A 26810-nucleotide genomic window follows, 5' to 3' on the forward strand; every position below is an offset into this window, starting at 1 on the left:
AGCGAAACATGAGCAGCTGACAGGTCCAGGGAACGGGGCCCGGGACAGGTCCAGCGAACAGGGCCGAACAGGGCAGGACTGAAAGCGCCGGCTGGGATTCCAGCCGGCGCTTTGCTACGTTCCGGCAACCTTCTGCCGCTGGGGGAGCATGCACGACACGGCAGATACTCCGCTGGGATGATCTTTTCCCGAAGTTGTTTCGTCGGGGCAACGGATTTCGTAGAGTGGGGAGGCTAATACTGTCGGCCTCTGCTGCCAAACTTCTTTTCATCACATTCACGCACTCTTTCTAAGGACCCGTGGGCATGCTTGTCACCCTTATACGGCGCTACTCAAAGCCGTATTTGCCGCAGATTGTGGCCGTGCTGTTTTTTCAGCTGGCGTCCACCATCGCCACGCTCTACCTCCCCAGCCTGAACGCCAAAATCATCGATGAGGGAGTTTCCCGCGGCGACACTGATTTCATCTGGCAGACCGGTGCGCTCATGCTCGCTGTCGCCCTGGGACAGGTGCTTTCCGCCATCATCGCCGTGTACTTCGGCGCCCGCGTGGCCATGGCCATCGGCCGCGACCTGCGCCGCAGCGTGTTCCGCCAGGTCAGCAGCTTTTCCGCCCAGGACGTCAACCGCTTTGGCGCCCCTACCTTGATCACCCGCGGCACCAACGATGTCCAGCAGGTCCAGATGCTCGTGCTGATGGGCCTGAACTTCATGGTCTCCACGCCCATCATGTGCGTTGGCGGCATCATCATGGCCCTCCGCGAGGACCTCAGCCTTTCCTGGCTCGTCTGGGTTTCGGTCCCTGTCCTGGTGGCAGTGGTTGGCTATCTCGTTGTCCGGCTCATGCCGCTTTTCCGTTCCATGCAGACCAAGATCGATGCCATCAACGGCGTTCTGCGCGAGCAGATCATCGGCATCCGGGTTGTCCGCGCCTTCGTTCGCGAACCCCACGAGGCCAAGCGTTTCGGCGATGCCAACCAGGACCTAACGGCCGTGTCCGTGAAGATCGGCAACCTCTTTGTCCTGATGTTCCCGGCGATCGGCATGATCCTGCACCTGTCCACTGCCGCCGTGCTTTGGTTCGGCGGGCAGCGGGTCGATTCCGGTGACATGCAGGTGGGTGCCCTCACGGCCTTCCTGCAGTACCTGCTCCAGATCCTCATGGCCGTCATGATGGGAACCTTCATGGCCATGATGATTCCGCGCGCCTCCGTCTGTGCAGACCGCATTGGCGAGGTCCTGGACGTTGAGCCGTCCATCCACAACCCCTCCTCGCCGGTAGTGCCGGCCGAAAAGAAGGGACGCGTCGAATTCCGGGACGTCACCTTCAAGTACCCGGGTGCTGAAGCACCTGTCTTGAGCAACATCTCCTTCACGGCGGAGCCGGGCAAGACCCTCGCCATCATCGGATCCACCGGTGCGGGCAAGACCACCCTGGTCTCCCTGCTGCCGCGCCTTTATGACGTCGCCTCCGGTGAGGTTCTGCTCGACGGCGTTCCTGTCACCGAGATGGATGCCTCTGAAATCACCAGTCGTGTATCGGCGGTACCCCAGAAGCCGTACCTGTTTTCCGGAACCATCGAGCACAACCTGCGCTTTGGCAAGCCCGATGCCACGGATGAGGAACTGTGGGACGCGCTGGAAACCGCGCAGGCCAAGGGTTTCGTGGAGGAGAAGTCCTCCGGCCTCAACCGGCGCATCGCCCAGGGCGGTACCAACGTCTCCGGTGGACAGCGCCAGCGGCTTTCCATCGCCCGGGCTTTGGTGACCAAGCCGAACGTGTACTTGTTTGACGATTCCTTCTCGGCACTGGACGTGGCTACCGACGCCCGGCTCCGGAAGGCCCTGAAGGGGAAGACCAAGGATGCCACGGTCATCATCGTGGCCCAGCGTGTCTCCACCATTGCCGATGCTGACGAAATCCTTGTCCTGGACAACGGCCGCATCGTTGACCGGGGAACGCATGACGAACTGCTGGAGACGTCACCGACGTACCAGGAAATCGTCGAATCCCAGCTGAGTGTGGAGGAAGTGGCATGAGCGAGCAGAACCAGCAGAAGAAGCGTGGCTGGGCTGCCAAGGCCGAAGCCGCGAAGGATGCCAAGGCAACCACTGCGGCAGAGGTTGCAACGGAAGCACTGGACGACGACGACTTCGTTGAGGAGGAGTACGTCCCCTCGGAGGCCGATGGCGGCATGTTCGGTGATGTGCCCGCAAAGAAGGCCAAGGAATTTTGGCCTTCCGCCAAGCGGCTCATGGGCTTGCTGAAGCCCGAACGCATCGGTGTGTTCATCGTGATCGGCCTCGTGATCGTTTCCGTGGTCCTCAACGTGATCGCACCCAAGGTTCTGGGCAGTGCCATGGATGTCATCTTCGGCGGTGTGATGGGCAAGCAGATTCCGCCCGGAGTATCGCAGGAACAGTTCGTTGAGCTCATGCGGCAGCAGGGCCAGGGGAACTTTGCCGACATGGTCTCCAAGATGGAACTCACCAACGGGATCGACTTCTCCAAGCTGACGTTCCTGATCTCGATAGTGCTGCTCATGTACTTCGTGGCCAACATCTTCCTGTGGGCGCAGGGCTGGTTGCTCAACAGGATCGTCATGCGGGTCATCAAGAAACTGCGCAACGATGTCCAGGCCAAGCTCAACCGCCTGCCGCTGAACTACTTCGACACCCGCCAGCGCGGCGACATCCTGTCCCGCGTGACCAACGACGTCGACAACGTCCAGCAAGGCCTCCAGCAGGCGTTCTCCCAATTGGTCAGCTCCGTCCTCACGGTCCTGGGCATTACGGTCATGATGTTCATCGTGTCCTGGGAGCTGGCGCTTATCGCGTTGATCGCACTGCCGCTTTCCGGTGTTGTTGCCGGGGTCATCGGTGCCCGCAGCCAGAAGCTCTTCGCTGCGCAGTGGAAGAACACCGGCGCGTTGAACGGGCAGATCGAAGAGTCGTTCTCCGGCCATGACCTGGTCAAGGTATTCGGCCGTGACGCTGACATGCTGACGCGCTTCGACGAGAAGAACGAGGAACTCTACAAGGCATCTTTCGGTGCACAGTTCGTCTCAGGCGTGATCTTCCCGGCCATGAACTTCGTCTCTTACCTGTCCTATGTCGGGATCGCCGTGGTGGGTGGCCTGCGGGTTGCTTCGGGTTCCATGAGCCTGGGCGATGCCACTGCCTTCATCCAGTACTCACGCGAGTTCACGCAGCCGCTGGGCCAGATTGCCGGCATGGCCAACATGCTGCAGTCCGGCGTCGCCTCCGCGGAGCGTGTCTTCGAATTCCTGGACGCTGATGAAGAGGTCGAAGAGAACGGTACGCGCCACCTTCCGGCAAAGACTGACGGCCATGTTGAGTTCGAGCATGTCTCGTTCAGCTACGTGGAGGACAAGCCACTCATTGAGGATCTTTCCTTCAGTGCCGAGCCGGGCCACACTGTGGCCATCGTTGGGCCCACAGGAGCCGGCAAGACCACCCTGGTGAACTTGGTGATGCGTTTCTACGAGCTCAATTCCGGCCGCATCACCCTGGACGGAGTGGACATCAAGGACCTCACTCGTTCCGAGCTCAGGTCAAAGGTGGGCATGGTGCTGCAGGACGCCTGGCTCTTTGGCGGGACCATCTACGACAACATCAAGTACGGCAAGCTGGATGCCACGGAAGAGCAGATCATGGAAGCGGCGAAGGCCACGTACGTGGACCGCTTTGTCCGTGCCCTGCCGGATGGCTACCAGACGATCATCGATGAAGAAGGCAACAATGTCAGCGCCGGTGAGAAGCAGCTCATCACCATCGCCCGCGCATTCGTGTCCGATCCTTCCTTGCTGATCCTGGACGAAGCCACCAGCTCGGTGGACACCCGTACGGAACTGCTGCTGCAGAAGGCCATGGCAGCGCTCCGGACGGACCGGACCAGCTTCGTCATCGCCCACCGCCTGTCCACCATCCGCGACGCCGATACCATCCTGGTGATGGAAAACGGCCAGATCGTGGAGCAGGGTAACCACACCCAGCTCCTCGCCCTCGAAGGCGCCTATTACCGCTTGTACATGTCCCAGTTCGCTGGCGGGGAAGAGACTGCGGTGGATGATTCGACGGCGGTGCACAGCTGAGTACGCAGCAACCGGAGGAGTCCGTGGAACCCCGGCGCATCGAGGTCCTGGTGCCCATGCGCTGGGGTGACATGGACGCTTACGGACATATCAACAATGTCCAGATTGTGCGCATCCTCGAGGAAGCCCGCATCGCAGCCTTCGGGCCGCCCAGCGGTGCGGGGCTTCCCGGCGTCGAACCACCGGCAGCCCTCTTCAACGACGTCGAGGAGGGCGTCATGACCCTGGTGGTGGAGCACAGGGTCCGCTACGTCCGGACCCTGGACTATCGCAACATCCCGGCGGTCGTGGAGATCTGGGTGGGCGCCATCAAAGGGGCCAGCTTCGATCTTCACTATGTCGTCAAGGATCCCGTGACCCGGGAAGACTGCGTGAAGGCTACCACCCACCTGGCCTTTGTCGCCGAGGCGACGGGGAGGGTCCTGAGGCTCACGCCAGACCAAAAGGAAAAGCTCGAACGCTATAAGGCGTAGCCAGGACTTTGCCCGATTGCCCGTAGAGTTTCACCATGAAACTTGAAATCGCTGTGGTCAGCGCCGCCGGTGCAGGTGTGGCTGCCGCTGAGGGTGCCCATCGCATTGAGCTGTGCAGCAGCCTGGAACTGGGCGGCGTCACACCCAGCCAGGGGTTGCTGGAAGCCAGCATGGAACACGTCGACGGCCGTTTGGAAATCCATCCACTGATCCGCTCCCGGCCCGGTGATTTCCTGTACTCGGCCTCCGACGTGGACACCATGGTGCATGAAATCAGGCATCTGCTGCGCCAAGGAGCAAACGGGGTTGTCATCGGGGCACTCGAACCCAACGGGACAGTCGACGTGCACACCATCCGGCGCTTGCTGGAATCTGCAAGGGACACCAAGCCGGAGGCACAGCTGACCTTCCACCGGGCCATCGACCAATCGAAGGATCCGTTGGCTGCCCTGGACCAGCTCATGGAGCTGGGGTTCACCAGGGTCCTCACCTCGGGGCATGCAGCGACGGCGGGAGAAGGCCTCGGCACGCTCGCCACCATGGTGGAACGCGCCGGAGGTGCCATCGAGATCATGGCCGGCGGGGGGCTGGCCCTGGCAGACATCCCGGCGATGCACGCTGCAGGTTTGAGCGCGGTCCACCTGTCCGCCAAGAAAACCGTCTCCACGCTCGGCCGAGGAACGATTTCCCTGGGTACCCAGGACGGCAGCGATCCCACGGCCTACACGGTCACGGACCGCGAAACCGTCCGTGCCGCCAAAGCGAAAATCAACGCCTTGAATCTGGCTAGGCTGAATTAGTCCTGCCGTCCAGCCTCTGGCAGGGCAAATCCCAGTGAGTACGCATCGCAATGACCCTTTACGATTCCGCGGAACGACCGGATGATGTAAGGATTCACCAACTCGGTGAAGAAGCCCCGAAGCTACTTCCAGGAGTCCCAGCGATGCCGCTGCCCTCGCCGGTTTCACCGGCCGTCAATTCCCGTCCCCCCAGCAGTCGAAGCAACAGCGCAACCTCCGGCCATCCTGAGGTGGCATGCGGCATCGGAACGTGGGACAAACTGCTGTACGGCAACCACCGCTTCGTGGTGGAAGTTGCCCCAACGGCCCAGGTTGTCCCAACGGCCCCGGCTTACAAGCCTGTCCTGCCGTGGCGGCGCCAAGATGAGGACCCCGCGACAGTGGATGTCATCGTCGTCTCCGGGAAGACGGGCGCCAGGGTCCGCAATGTGGTCATAGAGGAGTGCACCAGGGAATCAGGAACCCTCCTTTTGGAAGCCATCGAGGGCCCGGGCACCTACTACGTTTACTACCTGCCCTACGCGATGCTGGGCAAACCCCACTATCCCCAGGCCCAGTACCTCCCGCGTCGTCCGACGGCAGAGCCGGGGTGGGCTGCCGCCGTCGGGTATTCGGCCTGGCGGGAACCGGCGCAGGCTGGGCTGCCCAACGCGACGGTCGTCCGTTACGAGGCCGCAAGTGAGCGGGACTCGTTCGCGCCGATGAACTTCACGGCCCGGGCGGACGAACTGGAAGAGTTCCATTCGTGCCACAAGGGCGAGGCCTTCCTGGTGTTTCCCGAGGACCGCCTGAATCCCGTCTCCATGAGCACTGACCTGCCTGCGCACTGGGTAGCCAACGGGCCGTCAGACACCTTTCGGGCGGGCGCCGTTGCGGGCGAGGACTATGTGGTGCAGCTGGGGTTGTACGCGCTGAAGGACCTTGCTGGCGTCTCCGTGGACGTCGTGTCATCAGCCGGGGGCCACTGCATCAACTCCGACGGCGTAGACCGGCTGGGCAGGCCATGGCACAAGGAGCTGGCCGTCCCGGCGGGCACGGTGCGGGCCCTGTTCGTGGTCCTTCCCGTGCCCCGTGGCGCCGCCGGAAGCACGCATTCCGCCATGGTCACCATCCATGCGGAAGGTGAGGCTGGGCAGGAAATCGAGGTCACGCTGGACGTGGCGACGGAAACGGACCCGAGCATCCTGGAAGGTGGTTTCGGTGATCCACGTTTCCTTCGGCGCTTGGCCTGGCTGGATTCTGCCGTGGCCCAGGACGTCGAGCTTGTGGCTCCTTTCACTGCCATCACCGTGGACGAGCGGGAACGAACCTTGGGGATCCTTGGCCGGAGCCTGCGGTTGTCGGCATCGGGGTTGCCTGCTCAGGTGACGTCCAGCTTCACGGGCGACGTGACGTCGACGGATGGTCCCGCCGTCGGGCTTTTCGACGTTCCGATGGCTGTGCACATCGAGGGGACCAGCTGGGAGTTTTCGCCACTGACGTTCAACGTGGAAGGGCCTGCACGGGTCTCGTGGGGCTGCAACTGGACGGGCAGCCAGGAAGGCGTTGCGGTGTTGTCGCTGGAGCTGAACGCCACCCTCGACGCCGATGGAACAGTTGAGTACTCGCTGCGGCTCGCGCCGCGGAAGACTCTGGACGTGAACGACGTCGGGCTGCAGCTTTCGTTCGACGAGGACGCCGTGCCGCTTGCCATGGGTTTGGGCGTCCCGGGCGGGCGGCGCCCGGAGACCCTGGATTGGACGTGGGACGTGGCCGCCAGGAACCAGGATGCACTGTGGCTGGGAGGGGTGAACGCCGGGCTTCAGTTGTCGTTGCGGGATGAGAAGTACCAGCGTCCCCTGAACACCAATTTCTACAGGGAAAAGCCGTTGCTTGAACCGGCGTCGTGGGCCAACCGCCAGGAGGGCGGGGTGAGGGGTGGCGTCCGGCTTCGGACTGCCAACGGCAAAGTGTCGGTCCGCGCGTTCAGCGGTGCCCGCACGCTGACGCCGAACGAGCCGCTCCACTTCGATTTCCGGCTTCTGCTCACACCCTTCAAGCCGATCCAACCCGGCAGGCATCTGGGCAAGCGCTACTTCCACGCCCCTGAAGACCCATCGGAGATCAGGGCGGCCGGAGCCACTGTGGTCAATATCCACCATGCGACAGCGCCTGCACCGTATATCAATGATCCGTTGCTCACGAAGGAAACGCTTCGGCAATACGTGGCGCAGTGCCATCGGGAGGGCCTGACAGCCAAGATCTACAACACTGTCCGTGAGCTCACGTTCCACAGCCCGGAGCTGTTGCCGCTGCTGCATTTGGACCACGAGATCTTCAGCGACGGTCCGGGCGCCGGCCATAGCTGGTTGCAGGAGCATGCCGGCAGTGGCTACGTCTCGGCCTGGTTTGCCCCGAACGTGGAGGACATCGCGGTGGTGACCACGGGCGGGTCGCGGTGGGAGAACTTCTACGTGCGCAGCCTGCAGGAACTGGCTGCCGGTGACGACGGAATCGACGGCATTTACCTCGATGACCTGGCCTTTGACCGGCACGCCATGGTGCGCGTCCGCAAGGTCTTGGAAAGGGCCTGCAGGGACAGGGGAGTGGAGGGCCCGGAGATTGACCTCCACTCTGCCAACCAGTTCACCGCCAACGACGGCTACGCCTCATCAGCCAATTTGTACATGGAGCAATTGCCGTATGTGGACAGGCTGTGGCTGGGGGAGTATTTCGACTACAACGGCACAGACCCCGACTATTGGCTGGTGGAATTGTCCGGCATTCCTTTTGGCCTCATGGGCGAGATGCTCGAAGGCGGCGGCAATCCGTGGCGCGGAATGGTGTTCGGCATGACGGGCCGGGCACCCGCGGTGGACAACCGTCCGCTGTGGGAGTTCTGGACGGCGAACAACCTGGAACGTGCCCGGATGCACGGGTTCTGGGACCCCCACACGCCAGTGCGGACCAGCCACCCGGATGTCCTGGCAACCACGTGGTTGACGGACAACGGGATGGTGGTGGCGCTGGCCTCGTGGGCCGGGGAAACTGAGGACGTGACGTTGATCTTCGGCGACGCGGCCCTCACCGACGAAACCTCCACAGCCCCCGCCGCCAGTATCAAGGCGCCCGCGATCCGCGGCTTCCAGCCCGCCATGGACTACGCGCCCGGCGAGGCCATCACCCTTGAGCCGCAGCGCGGCCTCCTTCTCACGATCGGATACTGACGTGCCAGACACCGCAACTTCCAGCATCACCGTCACCACCATCTCCCTGACCATGGCTGAGCTCGGCCCGCTCAACCCGCTACCGGTGGTTGCCGCCGAACTGGACCAGCCCTACACGGTAGGCGAAGGCGTGCCGGAGGAACTGCAGGCATCGGCCCGCTACGGCGTGGTGCCCAACATCTACCCGTATCTCATGCAGGACGGCTACAGCCGGGAGGCGGCACCCAGGGAGTTTCCCGCCGTCGTGCTTGAAAACAGCAAGCTCAAGGTGACAGTCCTCCCGTCCCTGGGCGGCCGCATCTGGGAACTGTTCGACAAAGCAACAGGCAAGCAGCTCCTCCACACCCATGACGCCCCCCAGCTGGCCAACATCGCGTTGCGCAAGGCCTGGTTCGCGGGCGGGCTTGAGTGGAACATCGGGACCCGCGGTCATTCGCCCACCAGCTGCGATCCGTTGCACACGGCGATCGTCCACACCCCGGACGGCAAACACATCCTGCGGATGTGGGAGTACGAACGGCTCCGGGAAGTGGTGTTCCAGGTAGACATCTGGTTGCCCGCAGAATCGCCCGTGGTGCTGGCAGCGGTTCGGATCCGGAACCCGAACGACCACGACGTCCCCATGTACTGGTGGAGCAATGCCGCGATCCCGGAGACTGACCGCACCCGTGTCATCGCGCCCGCCCACGAGGCCTACGGCAGCGACTACACCACGGACATCACCCGCGTCAGGCCCACCACCCACGAAGGCTATGACGGCACGTGGCCGGTCAACAGCCCGCACGCGGCGGACTTCTTCTTCGACATCGACCCTTCCGAGCGGCGCTGGGTTGTGGCAGCGGACGACGACGGCGACGGGCTGGCGATGCTGTCAACGGGCCTCCTGCGGGGAAAGAAGCTCTTCGTATGGGGCCAGGGACAGGGCGGCAAACGCTGGCAGGAATGGCTGAGCCCGGGAGCCGGCCCGTACGCGGAGATCCAGGCCGGCCTGGCACAGACGCAGTTCGAACATCTGGTCATGCCCGCCGGTGCAGAGTGGGCGTGGGTGGAGGCGTACGGCAACGGACACCTGAACACGGATACGGCCCACAGCACTGACTGGGATGCCGCGGTAGCCCACGCCGGTGAGCGTTTGGAAGAGCTCCTGCCACACGAATCCCTTGAAGCCATGCTGCCCGAGGCCATCACCAATGCCGACGTCCCGCCGTCGAAAATGCTCCTGCACGGCAGCGGCTGGGGCGTGGTGGAGAGGGCCCGGCGGCTGAAGGCCGGTCTGTCGTGGATTGACGAAAGCGGTACGCCGTTCGTGGACGAGGGCGTTTCCGCGGAACAGGAGCCATGGCTTGGGCTGCTCAAGGGAAAGGCGTTCGACGGCGCGACCAGTTTCGTCGCGGGGGTGGACTGGGAACAGCTGCTGGCCGATCAGGACGGTCCTGCGGCTACGTTCCACCTGGCCACCATGCGCCATGCCCGGCAGGACCTGGACGGCGCCAAGGATCTTTACCGCGAGGTAATCTCCGACGACGGGGTAGCACCGGGTATCAAGGCGCTCACGCACCGTGGACTGGGGCTGGCCTTGCTCGCAAACGGCCAGGACGCCGAAGGGCTGGCTGAACTCCGCAAGGGCGTCGGGGCAGACTCTTCCAACAGAGCCCTGCTCACGGAGGCCGTGACGCTCAGCATCCGCCACGGGGACCCCGCCATGGCCCTGGAACTGGCGGAGTCGGTACCCCACGATGGTGCCGCCGTCGGGCGTTTGCGTTTCCTTAAGGCGCTGGCGCTGGCACGAACGGGAAACGCCAATGAAGCGGCCTCGATTCTGCGCGAAGGCGTGGAGGTTCCGGACCTCCGCGAGGGCGAGGACGCGATTGCCGCGCTGTGGCAAGAGGTGTGTCCTGACGAACCGGTGCCGTCCGCTTACCAGTTCGGAATGCATTGAGGGGTGCCCCGGTGTGGCCTCCCGCACATCCGGGGCAACCTCTGAAAGCGTGTTCTGGACGACTCAAGCGACGATGAACGGAGCACGGACGTGATACCCGAAATTGCAGGACTCCCGCCCTTGGAGTGGACCTCGACGGTCGGCCAAGCCAGCTACGACGACGCAGAGGGAGCGCTGGTGCTCACCGCCGCACCCGGCGTCGACTGGACCAACGACTCCCTTGGCGGAGAGCCGCAACACGGAGCCACAGCGCTGGGCTTCAGGGCCCCAGCGGCTTTCTCGCTCTCCGCCAGGGTTTTGGTCGCGTCGCCCAGGACAACGTTCGACGCCGGGGTGCTGAGTCTGTGGGCGGACAGCGAACACTGGGCCAAGCTCTGCTTCGAGTTCTCTCCGCAAGGCGAGGCCATGGTGGTCAGCGTGGTGACCAACAGCTATTCGGACGACTCCAACGGGCCGGTGGTCACCGCGCCCTGGGTATATCTGCGGGTCAGCCGGGTAGGGCCGGCATGGGCGTTCCATTCCTCTGCGGACGGGCGGGAATGGTCATTCGTCAGGCTTTTCCGGTTGGACACGGAAAAACCGGTCCACGTGGGTTTCATGTCCCAGGCGCCACTCGGACCCAGCTGCGAGGCGCGCTTTGACGCCATCGAGTTGACGGAGGAACCACCCGCCGACCTCCGGGACGGCAGCTAGCAGCAGGTGGGGCCAATAGCACGTGAAGCTTGTGGATATCCAGATGCTTGGTTAAACCAAACAAGGTAAGTTGGCAGGGTGATTCCCTCCCTGAAACCTGCCATTGACCGCGCCCCCGGAGTCTCCAAGGAGATCGAGGACGCAGCCTGGTATGTGCTCGGTCCGGCGCTTCACGGGAAACCCTCGGCGCTGGATGGCCGGACGCTCACCTGGACTGCGGATGCTGCCGCCGAGCTCCTCGAGAGGCTCGAGCGCGGGGTGGAAGACTCCAAGGCGCCCATGATGACCAACCTTCGGAACAATCTGGAGGGCGCTTCCCGGGAAGCCAAGCTGCTGGCCGTCGAATTGCTCTTCCTGCAGTCGCTGCCGCTGGCGCACGAGGTCAAGTCCCTGAGGGTCAAGCGCGCCCGGGTAGCCGAGGCTGCGTCGTGGGTTGAGCCGCCCATCGAACTTCCGGAAGAACTGTACGAGGGCATGACGGACCACGGGGTGATCCGCGACCGTACCGCCGAATTCAACTGGACCATCTGGGACCACCTGAAGTGGCTGTGCCGTTTCGTTGCCCACGTGGACAGCCAAAGCACGGCAACCATTAACAGGGCCCTCGCGGACCCTTTGATGTTCCACGAACTGGCAGCAGCAACGCCCGATGACCAGCCTGCCCTGCGCCGGAGCATCGAGTACTTGGTGTGGCCAAGTTATTTCGAGCCCGTGGTGGCTGACGTTGAACGCCAGGAAATCCGGGACGCCTTCGCCTCGCTGGTGGGCGGTGCCAAGGGTGACACGGATGAGGACATCACAGCGGACATCCACCGCATCCGGCTGCACCTGGACGAGCAGGCCGGGCAGCGCATCGATTGGTACGCACGGCAACTGGTGAGCCAATGGCGCAAAGTGGGAGACCCGGGACGCCGGTCCTGGCTCCTGCGGACCCACCATGACAACGCGGAGTTGCTCGCCTCCTGGGTCGCCGAAGAGAAGGCAACCCTGGACGTGCAGCACCTCCGCACCCTGACCGCGGGCGTCACAGCCGGTGTCGTCCAGCACGCCGTGGACGAGGATTACAAACACTTGGGCTACGTGGAACGCGAAGACACCAAGACGGCTGTTTTCGCTTTCCTCACCGTCATGAAGCCCGGCGATCTCACGCTGTACCAGCATGCCGGCCGTGTGCGCGTCGGCGTGGTCCTTGGCGAGCCGGAGCACGACGAGGACAACCGCCGCATCCGCCGCAAAGTCCGGTGGTTCGACGACAGCTATGCCATCCCCGAACTTCCCCGCCACGCCCAGCGGCAGCTGTCCACCCCCGGCATCCTCGTCGATGTCACCAGGGTCATCCAGGCGCTGCAGGAACTGCTCCCCGTGGAAGCCGAAACCGACGGCGAGGACGAAGCGCCGCCCACTGTCGCCGTCGAGGTTGTGCAGCAGGGCTTCCGGCCTTTGACCGAAGAGTTCGCAGCGTCCCTGCACATGGACCTTGAGCCGCTGCAGGAGATCGCGGAACTGCTCGAAGAGAACCGCCAGCTGGTCCTCTACGGCCCTCCGGGGACCGGCAAGACCTACCTCGCCAAGCACCTGGCCGCTGAGCTCGCCGGTGACCACACCGATGAACGGGTGAAACTGGTCCAGTTCCACCCGTCGTACGCCTACGAGGACTTTTTTGAAGGGTACCGGCCGGACAAGACCGACGACGGGCAGGTGTCCTTCAAGCTGGTCGCCGGACCGTTGCGGCGACTCGCCGAGGAAGCGGCAAAGCCGGAAAACGCCCACAAGCCGTACTTCCTGATCATCGACGAGATGAACCGCGCCAACCTGGCCAAGGTCTTCGGTGAGCTGTACTTCCTGCTGGAGTACCGGGACGACCGCATCTACTTGCAGTACAGCCCCAACGAGCCCTTCAGCCTGCCGGACAACCTCTACATCATTGGCACCATGAACACCGCGGACCGCTCCATCGCCATGATGGATGCGGCCATCCGCCGCCGCTTCGCGTTCATCGAACTGCACCCCAAGGTGGAACCGGTCCGTGGTTCGCTGCGCCGCTTCCTGGAGGCCCGCGGGCTGGACACCCTCAACGCGGACCTGCTGGATGCCCTTAATGATTCGATCGACGATTGGGACCGGGACCTCATGATCGGACCCTCGTATTTCATGAAGAACGCCGCCCAGAACCCCACAGGGTTGCGCCGGATCTGGAAGTACGAGCTCATGCCGTTGCTGGAGGAGCACTACCACGGGCAGCTGAACCGGGCCCAGTTGGAAGAGCGCTTCGGCCTGGACCAGTTGCTGGGACGTCTTGGGGACCGCTAACGCCATCCCCCCAAGGCCGGCGAGGGCACCGTCCAGTGCCCGGGGCGCCAACAAGGGGCCCCGGCACATCGTCATGGACGAGCTCTCGGGTGGGGTGGTGGAAAAACTCGATCCCGAATCCGCGGCTTTCATCAACACCAGCGGGCTGGCCAAGGCATCCCCCATGGGCATGGGCCTTTACCGCATTGAGCCCGCGGGCAAGGTGGGCTCCGTTCGGGCGGCCACAGTGCAACTGGAAGTCCGGCCCAAGGACCGTTTGGGCCTCAGCCGCTTGCTGTTTCTGCTCAGCTACGCCGGGGACCAAGGTTTTCGCGACCATTCCGTGGAAGCCGTTGAGCACCCGGACCTGTGGAGTGCGCTGGCGGAGTCCCTGGCGCAGCTGGCCGATAAAGCGCTCAGCCGTGGGGTTCTGCAGGGCTACCTCACCGTCGAAGAGTCGTTGCGCACCGTCAAGGGCCGTATCCGGATCTCGGACCAGATCTCACGGCGTCCGGGAATGATGGTGCCGCTGGAGGTCTCCTATGACGAGTTCACCGAGGACATCGCCGAGAACAGGATCCTCCGGGCCGCACTGGAACGCATGGGCCAGGTTCCCGGGGTCCGTCCCGACGTCCTGAGCCGCTTGCGGCAGCTTAAGGGAAAGCTCGACGCCGTGACCCGCCTTCAGCCCGGCGCGCCGCTGCCGCCGTGGCGGGCCAGCCGGATGAACCTGAGATTCCACGCGGTGCTGCGGCTGGCCGAGGTCATCCTGCGCAATGCCTCAGCGGAGGCAGGCCACGGTAAACAGCGGACGGCGTCCTTCGTGGTGGACATGGGGCAGGTGTTCGAGGAATTCGTGGGGACCGCCCTCAGAAGCGCCATGGCAGCCCACCCGGGAGAGATGCGCCTGCAATACGGCGCGCTCCTGAACGAGGCCGTCCGGGATTCAGACCGTCTGACCGTCCGTCCGGATGCCGTGCACTTCCTGGGTGGCCGGCCCGTGGTGGTGTACGACTCCAAGTACAAGGCAGCTTCCGACGCCGGGGCTTCACTCAGCGCGGACCACTACCAGTTGCTGGCCTACTGCACCGCCCTGCGGGTCCCCACGGCCTGGCTGGTTTATGCCGGGGCGGGGGAAGTGAAGCTGCGGCGGATCCTGAACACGGACATCGACATCGTGGAGTACCCGCTGGACCTGTCCCGGCCGCCGTCGGAAATCCTTGCTGCAGTGGCAGACCTCGCTGAACAGTCGTGGGGCGAAGTAGTACGCCAGGCTGTGGCGGGACGATCGGCGTCGGACTAGCCTGTGAAGTAGACCTTTCGCCCTGAGGAGGCACCATGGCCGGCAAGAAAACGTGGCGTGATATGAGCAAAGGGCAGCGCATCTCTGTGCTGGTCAGTGGTGCCGTGAACCTGGCGTTGCTGGTGGCAGCGCAGCGAAGCATCGCCAAAACCCCGGACTCGAACATCAGGGGGAAGAAAGTGATGTGGCGTGCGCTTTCGTTCATCAATTTCTTCGGGCCGGTCAGTTATTTCCTGTTCGGCAGGCGACGCGAATCCGGCTTGGTGGGCGGCACCCCGGCAAAGCGCTGAGAGCTAGGCGGGCATCTTCACTGTGAAGGTGGTTCCGCGCCCGGGCTCGCTCTCCAAGGTGATGGTTCCGCCATGCGCTTCAACAATGGCCTTGCTGATGGGCAATCCCAGCCCAACCCCGGGGATGGCGCTCTTGCGGACCCCGCCGGCGCGGAAGAATTTGGTGAAGGCCTCGGCCTGTTCTTCCTCGTTCATGCCCATGCCCGTATCGGTGACACGGCAGAAGACAAAGTCCTCATCTTCCCAGGCCGCAACTTCCACATCGCCGCCGTCGGGGGAGTACTTGATGGCATTCGACACCAGGTTGTCCAGGACCTGGGCCAGGCGTGACGAGTCCACGCGTGCTTCCAGGGCATCGGGCAGGTCCATCGAGAGCCGGATGCCGGCCTTGGCTGCGCGGGGCTCGGCGGAGGTGACGCTTCCCCGCACCAATTCCGCAACGTCTGCCGTGTGTCGTTGAATGACGATCTGTCCGGATCGCACCGCCAACAGGTCCGAAACCAAGGTCAGCAGCCGCTCCGCGTTCCGTCTGACGACGTCGAGTTGTTTGCGGGAATGAGCATCCAAAGCAGGGTCGTCCAGGATCAGCTCAACGTAGCCCAGGATCGACGTCAACGGGGTGCGGAATTCGTGGGAGACGTTGGCCACGAAGTCATCCCTGGCTGCCAGCGCATTCACCAGATCCGTGACGTCGCTGAAGACCACCACAGAGCCCGCGAACTTCCCGGCGTCGTCCAGCATGGGACGGGCGCTGGTGGTGAAGGCCCGCTGTTCCTCCCCTGTACCCAGCCAGACCAGCTGGTCCGTGAAGCGTTCGCCCAGGACGGCGCGCCGCACCGGCCGGCGGTCGGGCGGCAGGGGAGTGCTCCTGTCAATGTCGAACACCAGCAGCTGGGATTCGTTGGGGTCGTCGTTGTCCGGCGGTGTGGCCAATGCGTGGGTCTGGCGCTGGCGCCTGTTCATGAGGATGTCGTGCCCGTCGCCGTCAACAGCCACCACGCCCAGCGGCAGGGCTTCCATGACGGTGTTCAGCAGCCGTTCCTGTTTGGTGCTGATACCCAGCGCTTCTTTCAGGGCCTCGTCCTTTTGCTCCAGGACGCGCTGCTGGCGCACCATGCTCAGGGTGAGCACACTCACCGAGACGCCAATGCCGAGGATAAGGATGGGGAACAGCAGGGGTTTGGTGAGGGCCTGTTCGCTGACCTGGTTATGAAGGAAGACCGGTACCCAGACAATTCCGAGCGGGCCCAGGAAGGACATGACGATGGCCAGCCGGGGGTAGAGGCCGGAAGCGCACAACCAGATGACAGGCAACACCACCAGGACACTGAGGCCGGTGAGCGCCTCCTGTCCGCCTTCCCTGCCGAAGGCTATGGAAACCATGTCCAGGATGGGGATGATGAGGAAACTGGCGAATGGCAGGCGGTGCCAAGGAACCACAATGCACAGTGCCAACAGGAATGCCTGGCTCAGCAGGAAGATGAGGAACAACGGGTTTTCGAGTGTGGCGGGGAAAAACAGCCACACCAGAATTGCCGAAAGACAGACACACACCGATAACGGCAATTGACTGAGGACAACCCGCATCCGCAGGGTATGTTCATGGAACGAGCGCTGAAAAATCAACAATTTCTTCTTATCGCCAATATCCCAAGCTGAGGGTTGGGTCATGGCACAACCACCACGGGTGCGGAAGAAATTCGGTTCATGAGATCAGCCTAACCATAACGGATATACTTCTGAGGTTATCGAAGGGGCTGAGGGGCAGCGATGAGTGAAGTACGTGTGGGGCTGGTCATTGAAGACGACCAGGATATTCGCGAGTTGGTGCGGGTAGTTCTTTCCCAAGCAGGATTTGATGTTCACACGGCGTCGACGGGTTCTGCCGGTGTGACGTCGGCACGCGAACTCAACCCGGACGTCATCACCCTGGATCTCGGCCTTCCTGACATCGACGGTTTCGAGGTCGCACGGCAGATCCGTAAGTCCTCCGACGCCTACATCATCATGCTCACGGCCCGCGCCGAGGAACTCGATACTCTCATGGGCCTGGAGGCCGGTGGCGACGACTACCTCACCAAGCCTTTCCGGCCGCGCGAATTGCGTGCCCGGGTGGAGGCCATGATGCGCAGGCCGCGTGCGTCGTCGGACACCAAGAGCGCGCCGGAAGAAGCGGATCCGGAGATGATCCACAACGGGCTGGCCGTTTCGGCCGGTTCCCGCACGGCAATCCTCAACGGCACCGAGTTGAAGCTCACCCGCACAGAGTTCGATCTGTTGCTGGCGCTCCTGGAAACCGGCCGGATTGTGCGGACCAAAGCCGACCTCGCCCGTCGCCTTCGCAACGAACCCTACGACGTCGGCAGTTACGTCAGCGACGCGGACGAACGTGCCGTTGAGGTGCACATGGGCAACCTGCGCAAGAAGCTGGGCGACAGCATCCAGGGCCCGCGGTGGCTCGAGACGGTCCGCGGCGTCGGGTACCGGCTAGCCCCGGCCGTCAACAACAACTAAGCAACCCGCAAGGGCTCGGCCGCGACCACAGGATGGTCGCGGGCCGGATCCTCGAAGAACTCGGCGTTCGCCCGGACGTAGTCTGCCCACTCATCCGGGACGTCGTCCGCGTAGTAGATCGCTTCCACCGGGCATACCGGATCACAGGCCCCGCAGTCCACGCACTCCGAGGGGTGGATATACAGTGAACGGTCGCCTTCGTAAATGCAGTCGACCGGACACTCGTCGATGCAGGCTTTGTCCTTCACATCCACGCACGGCTGGGCGATCACGTAGCTCATGGCGGGCTACACCCCTGTGTAAACGGTCTTGCCCCAAGTGAAGAAGTCCAGCGCGGATCGGCCTTGTTCGCGGAACGTGTTGGTGGAGGAATCTTTGACTCCGCCGAAGGGAACGTTCAGGTCCAGACCCGCTGTTGGACGGTTCACTTTCACTACTCCGGCCTGTGCCCGTGCAGCAAAGTCGCTGGCCAACGCCAGCGAGTCCGTGCAGATTCCTGCCGTGAGGCCGTACCGGGAATCGTTGATGGCGGCCAGTCCCGCTTCGTAGTCGGCAACCTCGAGCACGGCCACTACCGGACCGAAAATCTCCTCCGTGACTGCGGCGTCGTCGAACGGCAGGTCCGTGAGGATGGCCGGTGCGAGGAACAGCGGACCGGTGGGGTCACCGTCGTACTCTCCGTGCAGGAGCGTCGCACCGCGTTCGACGGCGGTCCGCACCGCGTCCTGGTCCTGCTCGAACTGCTGCCTGCTCACCACGGCGCCCATCCGGGCTTCGCCCGAATCACCACTGCCAAGGCCGTCTCCGGGGTTATAGGTGGCCGCTTCCGCTACGAGGGCTTCCAGGAAGGCAGGGCGGATGGCGGGTGTCACGTAGACGCGCGACGTTGCCGTGCACGCCTGGCCCGTCAGCCCGAATGCCCCGGCGGCCACCACCTGCGCGGCTTTGCGGGCATCGGCGTCGTCGAGGACCAGCACCCCGTTCTTGCCGCCCATTTCCAACTGGACGCGGGCCCGGCGTGCGTTGAGGATTTCCTGCAACCCGAGGCCTACCTTGGTTGAGCCGGTGAAGGACAGTCCGGCGATCCGTGGATCCCGGGCCAGGGCGTCGCCCACGATGCGGCCCTTGCCGTGGACCACATTGAAGACTCCTGCCGGGAGTCCCGCATCCTGGAGGGCGCGGGCAAGGTGCGTGGCCGAGAGTGGAGTGAGCTCGGCGGGTTTGATCACCACGGTGTTGCCGCTGATGAGGGCCGGTGCGGTCTTCCAGGCGGGGATGGCGATAGGGAAGTTCCAAGGCGTAATGAGCCCGACAACGCCCAATGCTTCGCGGCGGGTGGTAATGGTGGTGTCAGGAAGCCCACTGGGCAGGACTTCACCCGTGGCGGCCCAGCCCAGGGAACCGAAGAAGCGGAGCACGTCGGAAGCCCGTTTCACTTCGCCCTTGGCTTCGGCCAGGGTCTTGCCCTCTTCACGGACCAAATCCTCGGCAATGGCGGCCTGGCGGTCGAGGAGGAGGTTTCCGGCTGCGATCAGTATGGCACCACGAGCCGGTGCGGGCAGGGCGGCCCACGCAGGCTGCGCGGCAGCAGCGGCCGTGATGGCGGCGTCCACGTCCTGGGCGGAGCCGCTGGGGGAGAGCGCGGCGAGCTCATCCGGACGGGCCGGGTTCATCCGCCTGGTTCCGGCCTCGCCGAGCCATTGGCCGTTGATGAGGTGCTGGGCGGTGAGGTGTGGTCCGGGGGTGCCGCCGGTTGTGAGGCTGGTATCAAAAGTCGTGGAGGTCATGTCGGTCCTTAGGTAGATGGGTTACAGGCTGCGGATCAGGCCGCCGTCGCACCTGAGCGCGACTCCGGTGATGTACGACGCCGGTGCGCTGCACAGGAAGGCCGCGGCGGCACCGAACTCGGCAGGTTCTCCATACCGTCGGGCGGGTATGGTCTTGCGGGATTCGAGCTGGATGTCCTCCAACGTGGTACCCCGGCGTTTAGCGGCGGCCTGGTCCAATTGGGCAACGCGGTCCGTGGCGATCCTGCCGGGAAGGAGCAGGTTCACCGTGACATCGTCCAAGGCGACTTCGGCCGCGAGGGTCTTGAGGTAGCCGGCAAGCGCGGCACGACCGGTGTTGGAGACCGCCAGGTTGGGGAGCGGGGCAGTGACCCCGCTGGAACCGATGGCCAGGATGCGTCCCCAGCGGCGTTCACGCATTCCCGGCAAGACCCTGGAGACCAGGGCGTGATGGGGTTTGACCAGGAGGTCGAAAGCCGCTGCCATGTCCGCCGAACTCAGGGTCGCGGCGGCGCCGGGCTTGGGCCCGGGACCGTTGAGGACCAGGATGTCGATCGGGCCGAGGTCTGCCACGGTCTGGTCCACGGCGGATTCGATGCCTTCCTCAGTGCCTAGGTCAGCTTCGATCGCGACCGCGTCGAAGCCGGTGCTGCCAAGCGTTCCCGTGCCGTAGGCGGCCTGCAGTTCGGCAACGATTTCCTTGGCCCGCTCACGCCGCCTGCCCACCACTGCCACCCGGACGCCTTCGGCGGCCAGTGCCCGTGCAGCGGCCAACCCAAGCCCGCCTGTCGAGGCCGCTACGAGCGCTGTCTTTCCTGCGATGCCCAGATCCATCAGATGCTCCCTGCTGTGGTGTGTGCTGCCAGTGCGGCAGCGGCTTCTGCCAGGTGCACGTTCATGGCCTCGCGCAGCACGTCCGGGAATCCGGCCGCCGGTGCACGGACGCCGGAGTCCTTGATAAGGCCGCGCTCGCGAAGGCATTCCTTGCGGATGGCGAGGGCAACCTTCGCTTGTTGCTCAAAGTTGATAAGCGGCAGATACGGCTGCAGTTCGCGTTCGGCGGCTGCATATCCTGCGTCCTGCCAGGCCCGCACGCAGGAAATGAGGGCTTCCGGATAGGAGAAACCGGTCATGGCACCGGCTGCGCCTGCCAGGAGTTCATCCAGGAGGCCCTGGCCGCCCAGGCCGCCGAAGATGGAAACCCCGACGGCGGTCCGCAGCTCCGCGATGGCCACGCTGGTGGGCGGGGCTTCGGCTTTGACTGCGATGACCGAGGCGCAGGCGTTGACCGCAGTGATCAATGCCGGTGTCGGGATGCTGACACCGCTGGCCAGGGGATAGTCCTGCAGGACAACCTTCGCCCCTGTTGCCCGGTGGATGGAATCAAGGTGGGCGATGACTGCTTCGGCGCGGGGCGAGTTCGCTTGCACCATGACCGCGGCAAGGCGCGGGCCGGCGATCTGCTGTGCGGCCAGGACCTCTTCGATGGCCGGCCGGGTGGCCAGAGCGGTGATGCCCACCACCAGCGGAAGGGTGGTGCTGTCGATAACCGTTTCCAGGACATCGCGGCGTTCCTGCGGTGTCAGGGAGGCCGCTTCGCCGAAGACGCCCAGGACGGTGAGGCCGGTTGTCCCTATGGCCTCGTAGTGCTCCACGAGTCCGGCGAGGCTGTCCAGGTCCACGTCCAGGGTGCTGCCTTGGAACGGCGTGGCGACAACGCCCCATACGCCGGGCGGGAGGGATTCACGGTTTTTGGGCGCAGAAGAGAGAGGCATGTGGTTCCTTTCAGTGCAAATGCGGTGCTGTGGTGCCGGAAGTGGCTGGTGGTGGGCGCTTACTCAGCGGCCGGGCCACACAGGCGGACGCTTCTCCTGGAAGGCCCGTACGCCTTCTGCGGAGTCCTCGCTGTCCAGCGCGGCCATTAGGGCGGGAAGACGCATGCCCCGGGCTTCCTTGGCCGTGAGGTGGCCGGTCCGGCTGACCATTTGTTTGACGGCTTTGACCGAAGTGGGCGCGCAGGCAAGGATCTGGTCCACCCAGCGCTGGACTGCGGCGTCGAGTTCCTCGGCGGGTACCACCTCGTTGACGAGCCCCATGGAACGCATTTCGGCAGCATCGGCCTTGCGTCCGGTCAGCAGCATTCCCATGGCCTGCGTGTAGGGGACACGTCGCACCAATTGATGGATACCGCCGTCGAGCGCCAAGCGCCCGACCCGGGGTTCGGTCAAACCGAACTTCGCGGTATCGGCCGCCACCACGATGTCTGCGCCGAGCACGATTTCCATGCCGCCGCCCAAGGCATACCCGTTGACCCGGGCGATGACGGGGATATCCAGGCTGGTGCGGAGGCTGAGGCCGCCGAAGCCGTTGGGGTCCAGTCCTGCCCAGTATTCCAGCCCGGTCTTGTCCACTGCCTCTGCCGACATGTCGGCGCCGACGCAGAACGCGCGAGGCCCGGCGCCGGTGACCACCACGGCCCGCACGGATGGATCTGCCTCCAGCCGGGCCCAGATTTCGTTGAGCCGTGCGTGCGTGGCGCCGTCCACGGCGTTGAGCACGCCCTGCCGGTCGATGACCACGGTGGCGACTCCACCGGTGATCGTCAGCGTGACCTCGTCCACGGTTTCTTCAACCACGACGCTCATCGCAGGACTCCCAACTGCTGCAGGCGTTCGATGGTTTCCTCATCGAAGCCGTTTTCCAGCAGGACCTCGACGTTGTGCTCGCCCAGCCGGGGTGCTGTCCTGCGGATGGTGGGAGGGGTGGCGGAGAGCCGGATGGGAGCATTCAGCATTTTCACGGTGCCCACCGTCGGGTGTTCAGCTTCGACGATCATCCCGTTGGCTTCGGTCTGTGCGTCGGCGAGCGCTTGCTCCAAGGTGTGCACGGGGGCGTTCAGCAGGCCCTGTTCCTCAAGCTTCGCGGTCCAGTATTCAGTGGTGTTCGTGGCGAAGTGCTCCCGGAAGATTGCCTGGAGGGCGGGTTTGTTCTTGAACTGTTGTTCCAAGGTGGCGAACCCGGGCCGTTCGGTGAGGTCCTCGTCGAGGTCCAGCGCATCGGAGATCCGGGCCAACGGGTCCGGGGTGAAGCCACCCACCATGCACACGGCGCCGTTGGTGGTTTCGAAGACTCCGCTCAAAGGCATGGCACCCCAGTTGACCTCGTAGCCGCGGTTGAGCTGCATGCACGCTTCCTGCATTTGGAGGTGCAGCATGGAGTCGTACATGGTCACTTCCACCTTTTGGCCGGTGCCCGAGGTCTCCCGGGTACGCAGCGCCAGCAGGATGCCCTGCATGAGGTGCATGCCGGTGATGTAGTCGCACAGGGTGGTGGGGTAGATGGCCGGCTTGGCGTCTTCGGACTCGCGGCGCCACATCACGCCGGAATAGGCCTGGGCGATCGCATCCTGGCCGCCCTTGTGCGAGTAGGGTCCAACGGGGCCGAAGCCGGTACCGGAGGCCCAGATGATGCCCGGATTCTTATCCTTGAGTTCCTCGTAGCCGAAGCCCATGCGTTCCATGACGCCTGAGCGGAAGTTGCTGACCACGACGTCTGCGTCGACCATGAGCCGGTGCAGTACCTCGCGTCCCTCATCAGTGCGTGTGTCTACGGAGACGCTGCGCTTGTTCCGGTTGATGGACAGGAAGATCGGGTTGTCCTGCCCGTCCTGGTCCGGGAAGGAGTTACGGGAAATGTCGCCGGCGCCGGGCCGTTCCACTTTGATGATGTCGGCACCGTAGTCGCCCAGCAGCTGGGTGCAGGACGGGCCCATGAACACTTGGGTGAAGTCCACGATCTTGATGCCGTCCAGGGGGAGCCGCATGGGTGCCCGTGACTCTGCGGCGTGTGCCGCCGTCGTGTGTTCTGCTTGTTCCAGGGTCACGGTGCTCATGCCGGCACCGCTGCTTCGGAGTCGACGGTGGCGTTCGACGACGGGACGTCGCCCGGGTCTGCACCGTGGCGGCGCATGCCCTGCTGGATGTCCGCTGCCGCGACATCGCGGACCAGGACGTTGTTCTCGACGGCGAGAGCCGCCGCGACGCCAACGGCTTGGCCCATGGCCATGCAGGGCGGGATCTCGCGGGACATCTTCTGGGCCTCGGGCGTTGCGGAGTAGTGCCGTCCGGCCACCAGGAGCTGGTCCACTTCCTTGGGCAGCAGAGAACGGTAGGGGTAGTAGTAGTCCCGGCCGCGTGCCACGGTGTCTGCGAAGTGGCGGCGCTGGGTGACGTCGTCCTTGGTCATGACGTATTCGCCTTGCAGGAGCCGGGTCTGGCGGACGCCCATCTGGGAGGCGACGTCCAGCATGTAGCAGTTTTCGAAGCCCGGGAGGTTGGCGCGGACGTAATCCACGGCCTCGGAGATCCGGTCACGGGCAGCGAACTCTGCTGCGGTCATGTCGGCGGGGTCGACACCGTCGAAACCGGTCATGTGCGGGGCGTTGCACCAGACGACGCCGTCGATGGGGGTCTTGAGCCACCACAGTTCCCAGGCGCCGCCGAGGAGGCGCTTGATCTTGCGGTTGATGGCGCGGGCTTCCTTCGGATTGGCCTGCTCGAAGGCTTCGGCCGCGTTGGTGTCGACGTTCCCGAGGCGGAAGACCAAGGTGGTGAGGTAGTTGTCCTTGGCGAAGCTGGCACCGGCACGGGATGCGACGTCGATGTCACCGGTGGTGTCAATGACGACGTCGGCCATGAAGGCCTGCGGGCCAAGTTTCGTTTCGCAGATGACGCCCTTGATCACGCCGTTGTCCACGATGGGACGGGAGAACCAGGAGTGCAGGCGGAGGTCCACTCCGGCTTCGCGGACGAGGTCGTTGGATACCCGCTTCCAGCCGTCGGGGTCGAAGGCGGCGGCGTAGCAAATGGGCTTGGGGTTGGTGTGGGAGTGGAAGTCGAAGGTGCCGAAGCGCCCCCACTTGTTCCAGAGTTCCTCGGAGGTCTTGCGGTCATCGGCCGGCGGGACGATGGCCAGGCCCAGCTTCTGCAGGCGTTCGACGTACTCGGAGACGATACCGGTGACGGTGATTTCCTGGCCGTTGATCATGTCGTCGAGGACAAGGACCATGCCGCCGGAGGCGAGGCCACCCAGGGATGAGTAGCGTTCGAGCAGGGTGACCTTCGCGCCGGAGCGCGCTGCGGTGACGGCGGCGGCCACACCGGCGGGCCCGCCACCTACGACGAGGACATCGGAGCGGGAGATGACCGGGGCGGTGAGGTCCGCCGTCGAAGTGCTGAGTTCGAGGGACGTGTGGTGTTCGAGCGGGTTCATGGTGAAGTCCTTACTTGCCGACGAAGATGCCGTTGCTGCGGCGGGCGGCGATGTAGAAAACGATGCTGAGGATGGACAAGACGGCCACGTAGACCGGGAAGATCCAGCTGAGGTTCAGTGATTGGAACCAGACCAGGAGGTAGGAGGCGGTTCCGCCGAAGAGGGCCACACCGATGCCGTAGCCGAGGGCTACGCCGGTGCCGCGGATGTTCTTGGGCATCAGGGAGGAGCTGACCACGTTGTAGAGGGTCATGTTGAGCACCAGAACGATCGAGCCGCCCAGGAGGACTGCCGCGAAGCCTCCGATGCCCGGCTGTACGTAGAGCAGCATCAGGAAGACCGCGGGGATGGCAAGGATGCGGGTGACCAGGAACCAGGTGGACATCGCTTTGCCGTCGGCGAGTTTTCCGATGACCCAGCTGCCAATGACCAGGATGACGCCCAGGATGGTGGTCAGGGCGAATACAGCGGTGGGATCTTCCTTGAATCCGCTGCGGGCGGCGCTGGGGAGGCCTACGTTCCAGGCGTAGTTGTAGGCCTGTGCCGCGCCCACCACGAAGATGATGGCCAGGACGGACAACCAGTGCTTGCCGACGCCCTTCCAGACTGCGCGGGGGGTGTTGGTTGCCATTTCCTCCTGCTTGAGGGTTTCCGGGAGGGAACGGCGAAGGTAGAGGACCACGAAGCCGAAGAGGGCGCCGATGATGAACGGGACCCGCCAACCCCACTCGCCCATGGCGGTCCCGCCGATGACCAGGCTGCAGAGGAAGCTGACCAGGGAGGCCATGAGGATGCCGATGTTCACATAGAAGGACATGATGCCTGCGACGTACCCTTCGCGGCCTTCCGGTGCCAGTTCCACGGCGTGGGACGTGGAGAGCGGAGCTTCGATGCCGGTCGAGATTCCCTGCAGGACGCGGCACACCAGGAGGATGATGCCGGCGGCAGGGCCGATGGTTGCGTAGCTCGGGGTGATAGCGATGATTAGGGTGGTGCCTGCCATCAGCATGATGGACAGGAGCATGACGCGTCGTCGGCCGATCCGGTCCGCCAGCGTGCCCAGGAGGATGCCGCCCAAGGGGCGGAAAGCGAACCCGACGGCGAACACGGCCAAGGCGTTCAGCGTTGCCGAGAGGGGATCGGTGTTGGGGAAGAAGTTGGGGCCGATGAAGGCTGACAGGAGGCCGAAGACCATCCAGTCGTACCATTCAAGGGCGTTGCCCAGGCCAAGTCCGAGGAGGCCCTTACGGACTTCCGGGGTGAACCTGGCGTTCTTCACGGCAGTGGATTCATGGGTTTTGGGTGAGGGGACTACGTTGTCCGTTTGGATGTCGAGCATGGAAGTGTCCTTACGCTGACGCCCGGGAGGGCGTGGGAGGGTATGACGCAGGAACGCCCGTTGGAGGCGTTTGATGCGAAAGTGGCAAGGAGTGTCAGCGGCCACGTGTTCGTGCCCGGACGGTTAAGGGAAAACGCCGGCGCCGTTGTACGGCGGCAGGGTTACCACGCGTGTGGTGCGTTGACCCAGATGGCTACGCATACCTCTTCGTAGCTGTTCTTGTACCAGTGGGGGATCTCTGAGGAGTAGGTGATGGAGTCGCCCTCTTCGAGGCTGTAGCAGACGCCGTTCAAATAGACGTCTTTACGGCCGGAGATGATGTAGCAGAACTCTTCACCGCTGTGGGTAAAAGGGGTGTCGCTGGTGTCGTGCCCTGGGGGCGTGCTGATCCACTGTGCTTCGATGCTTCCATCGCGGTTCGGGGTGAGCAGTTCATGTACTGCTTCACCGACGGATTCGCGCGTGACGTTCTTCAGGTTGCGTCGATCGGACCTGCGGACCACGGGGGACTTTGATTCGTCCTGGCCTATGAAGAATCTCCCTACGGGGATGTCCAGGCCGTGGGCCAGCTGGGCCAACGTGGTGAAGGAAGGGTTGGCCATGCCGCGTTCGATCTGGCTGACGATTGCCTGGCTGAGGCCTGTAATGTCCGAGAGTTGGGCGAGGGTCATGCCCTTTGCCTTGCGCATGGTGCGCACCTTGTTTCCTACAGTCGCCAGCAGTTCGCTGGTGGCTGGTGGGGCAGGAGTCTCGGTGGTCATTGCCGCATCCTTCGTTGGTGAGCTAACTCAC

The 26810-nt window shown here is 64.0% G+C and carries 21 protein-coding genes; 11 read left to right on the forward strand and 10 right to left on the reverse strand.

Annotated features, from left to right (window positions below; genetic code table 11):
* The first annotated feature begins 305 nt into the window (after positions 1-305).
* From PYR64_RS03505 to PYR64_RS03550, 10 genes are all read left to right on the forward strand, one after another.
* Complete coding sequence (locus PYR64_RS03505) at positions 306-2039, forward strand: ABC transporter ATP-binding protein (protein ID WP_064722054.1); 1734 nt, start codon at positions 306-308, stop codon at positions 2037-2039.
* Positions 2036-4114 (forward strand): ABC transporter ATP-binding protein, encoded by a 2079-nt coding sequence (locus tag PYR64_RS03510; protein WP_275778379.1) that lies wholly within the window; start codon positions 2036-2038, stop codon positions 4112-4114. The genes PYR64_RS03505 and PYR64_RS03510 overlap by 4 nt, the downstream gene beginning before the upstream one ends.
* 56 nt (positions 4115-4170) lie before the next feature.
* Positions 4171-4587 carry a thioesterase family protein gene (locus PYR64_RS03515; protein WP_275779884.1) on the forward strand — a complete coding sequence of 139 codons (417 nt, stop codon included), beginning with the start codon at positions 4171-4173 and terminating at the stop codon, positions 4585-4587.
* A gap of 35 nt (positions 4588-4622) precedes the next feature.
* Positions 4623-5387, forward strand: a complete 765-nt coding sequence (locus PYR64_RS03520) for a copper homeostasis protein CutC (protein ID WP_275778381.1) — start codon at positions 4623-4625, stop codon at positions 5385-5387.
* A gap of 143 nt (positions 5388-5530) precedes the next feature.
* Positions 5531-8593 (forward strand): glycoside hydrolase domain-containing protein, encoded by a 3063-nt coding sequence (locus tag PYR64_RS03525; RefSeq protein ID WP_275778383.1) that lies wholly within the window; start codon positions 5531-5533, stop codon positions 8591-8593.
* A gap of 1 nt (position 8594) precedes the next feature.
* Positions 8595-10532 (forward strand): DUF5107 domain-containing protein, encoded by a 1938-nt coding sequence (locus tag PYR64_RS03530; protein ID WP_275778385.1) that lies wholly within the window; start codon positions 8595-8597, stop codon positions 10530-10532.
* A 90-nt stretch (positions 10533-10622) separates the two neighbouring features.
* Positions 10623-11225 (forward strand): DUF1349 domain-containing protein, encoded by a 603-nt coding sequence (locus PYR64_RS03535; protein WP_079581190.1) that lies wholly within the window; start codon positions 10623-10625, stop codon positions 11223-11225.
* Between the two features lie 78 nt (positions 11226-11303).
* Entirely contained in the window at positions 11304-13535 is a 2232-nt protein-coding gene (locus PYR64_RS03540) for an AAA family ATPase (RefSeq protein ID WP_018777094.1), read from the forward strand.
* Between the two features lie 73 nt (positions 13536-13608).
* Positions 13609-14817, forward strand: coding sequence for a restriction endonuclease (locus tag PYR64_RS03545; protein WP_275778387.1), 1209 nt, complete (start codon positions 13609-13611; stop codon positions 14815-14817).
* Positions 14818-14852: 35 nt separating this feature from the next.
* Entirely contained in the window at positions 14853-15107 is a 255-nt protein-coding gene (locus PYR64_RS03550; RefSeq protein WP_018777096.1) for a PLDc N-terminal domain-containing protein, read from the forward strand.
* A 3-nt stretch (positions 15108-15110) separates the two neighbouring features.
* Here PYR64_RS03550 and PYR64_RS03555 read toward each other — a convergent pair whose 3' ends face one another.
* The gene (locus PYR64_RS03555) at positions 15111-16778 is read right to left on the reverse strand and encodes an ATP-binding protein (protein WP_064722051.1); all 1668 of its coding nucleotides are present in this window, start codon (positions 16776-16778) and stop codon (positions 15111-15113) included.
* A 99-nt stretch (positions 16779-16877) separates the two neighbouring features.
* Between PYR64_RS03555 and PYR64_RS03560 the strand changes: the two genes are divergently transcribed.
* Positions 16878-17621 (forward strand): response regulator transcription factor, encoded by a 744-nt coding sequence (locus tag PYR64_RS03560; RefSeq protein WP_018777098.1) that lies wholly within the window; start codon positions 16878-16880, stop codon positions 17619-17621.
* Here PYR64_RS03560 and fdxA read toward each other — a convergent pair.
* From fdxA to PYR64_RS03605, 9 genes are all read right to left on the reverse strand, one after another.
* Positions 17618-17902 (reverse strand): ferredoxin, encoded by a 285-nt coding sequence (gene fdxA, locus PYR64_RS03565; protein ID WP_018777099.1) that lies wholly within the window; start codon positions 17900-17902, stop codon positions 17618-17620. The genes PYR64_RS03560 and fdxA overlap by 4 nt on opposite strands.
* A gap of 6 nt (positions 17903-17908) precedes the next feature.
* Positions 17909-19408 (reverse strand): aldehyde dehydrogenase family protein, encoded by a 1500-nt coding sequence (locus PYR64_RS03570; RefSeq protein WP_275778388.1) that lies wholly within the window; start codon positions 19406-19408, stop codon positions 17909-17911.
* Positions 19409-19429: 21 nt separating this feature from the next.
* The gene (locus PYR64_RS03575) at positions 19430-20242 is read right to left on the reverse strand and encodes an SDR family oxidoreductase (protein ID WP_275778390.1); all 813 of its coding nucleotides are present in this window, start codon (positions 20240-20242) and stop codon (positions 19430-19432) included.
* Complete coding sequence (locus PYR64_RS03580) at positions 20242-21183, reverse strand: dihydrodipicolinate synthase family protein (RefSeq protein WP_275778392.1); 942 nt, start codon at positions 21181-21183, stop codon at positions 20242-20244. Before PYR64_RS03580 ends, PYR64_RS03575 begins: the two co-directional genes overlap by 1 nt.
* A gap of 63 nt (positions 21184-21246) precedes the next feature.
* Positions 21247-22053 (reverse strand): enoyl-CoA hydratase-related protein, encoded by an 807-nt coding sequence (locus tag PYR64_RS03585; RefSeq protein ID WP_275778394.1) that lies wholly within the window; start codon positions 22051-22053, stop codon positions 21247-21249.
* Positions 22050-23300, reverse strand: coding sequence for a CoA transferase (locus tag PYR64_RS03590; protein WP_275778396.1), 1251 nt, complete (start codon positions 23298-23300; stop codon positions 22050-22052). Before PYR64_RS03590 ends, PYR64_RS03585 begins: the two co-directional genes overlap by 4 nt.
* Positions 23297-24679, reverse strand: a complete 1383-nt coding sequence (locus PYR64_RS03595; RefSeq protein ID WP_275778398.1) for an FAD-dependent oxidoreductase — start codon at positions 24677-24679, stop codon at positions 23297-23299. The genes PYR64_RS03590 and PYR64_RS03595 overlap by 4 nt, the downstream gene beginning before the upstream one ends.
* Before the next feature lie 10 nt (positions 24680-24689).
* Complete coding sequence (locus tag PYR64_RS03600; RefSeq protein ID WP_018777106.1) at positions 24690-26018, reverse strand: MFS transporter; 1329 nt, start codon at positions 26016-26018, stop codon at positions 24690-24692.
* Between the two features lie 161 nt (positions 26019-26179).
* The gene (locus PYR64_RS03605; protein WP_018777107.1) at positions 26180-26779 is read right to left on the reverse strand and encodes an XRE family transcriptional regulator; all 600 of its coding nucleotides are present in this window, start codon (positions 26777-26779) and stop codon (positions 26180-26182) included.
* Positions 26780-26810 lie beyond the last annotated feature (31 nt).

This window comes from Paenarthrobacter sp. Y-19, from assembly GCF_029223985.1.
Taxonomy (GTDB): Bacteria; Actinomycetota; Actinomycetes; order Actinomycetales; family Micrococcaceae; genus Arthrobacter; species Arthrobacter nicotinovorans.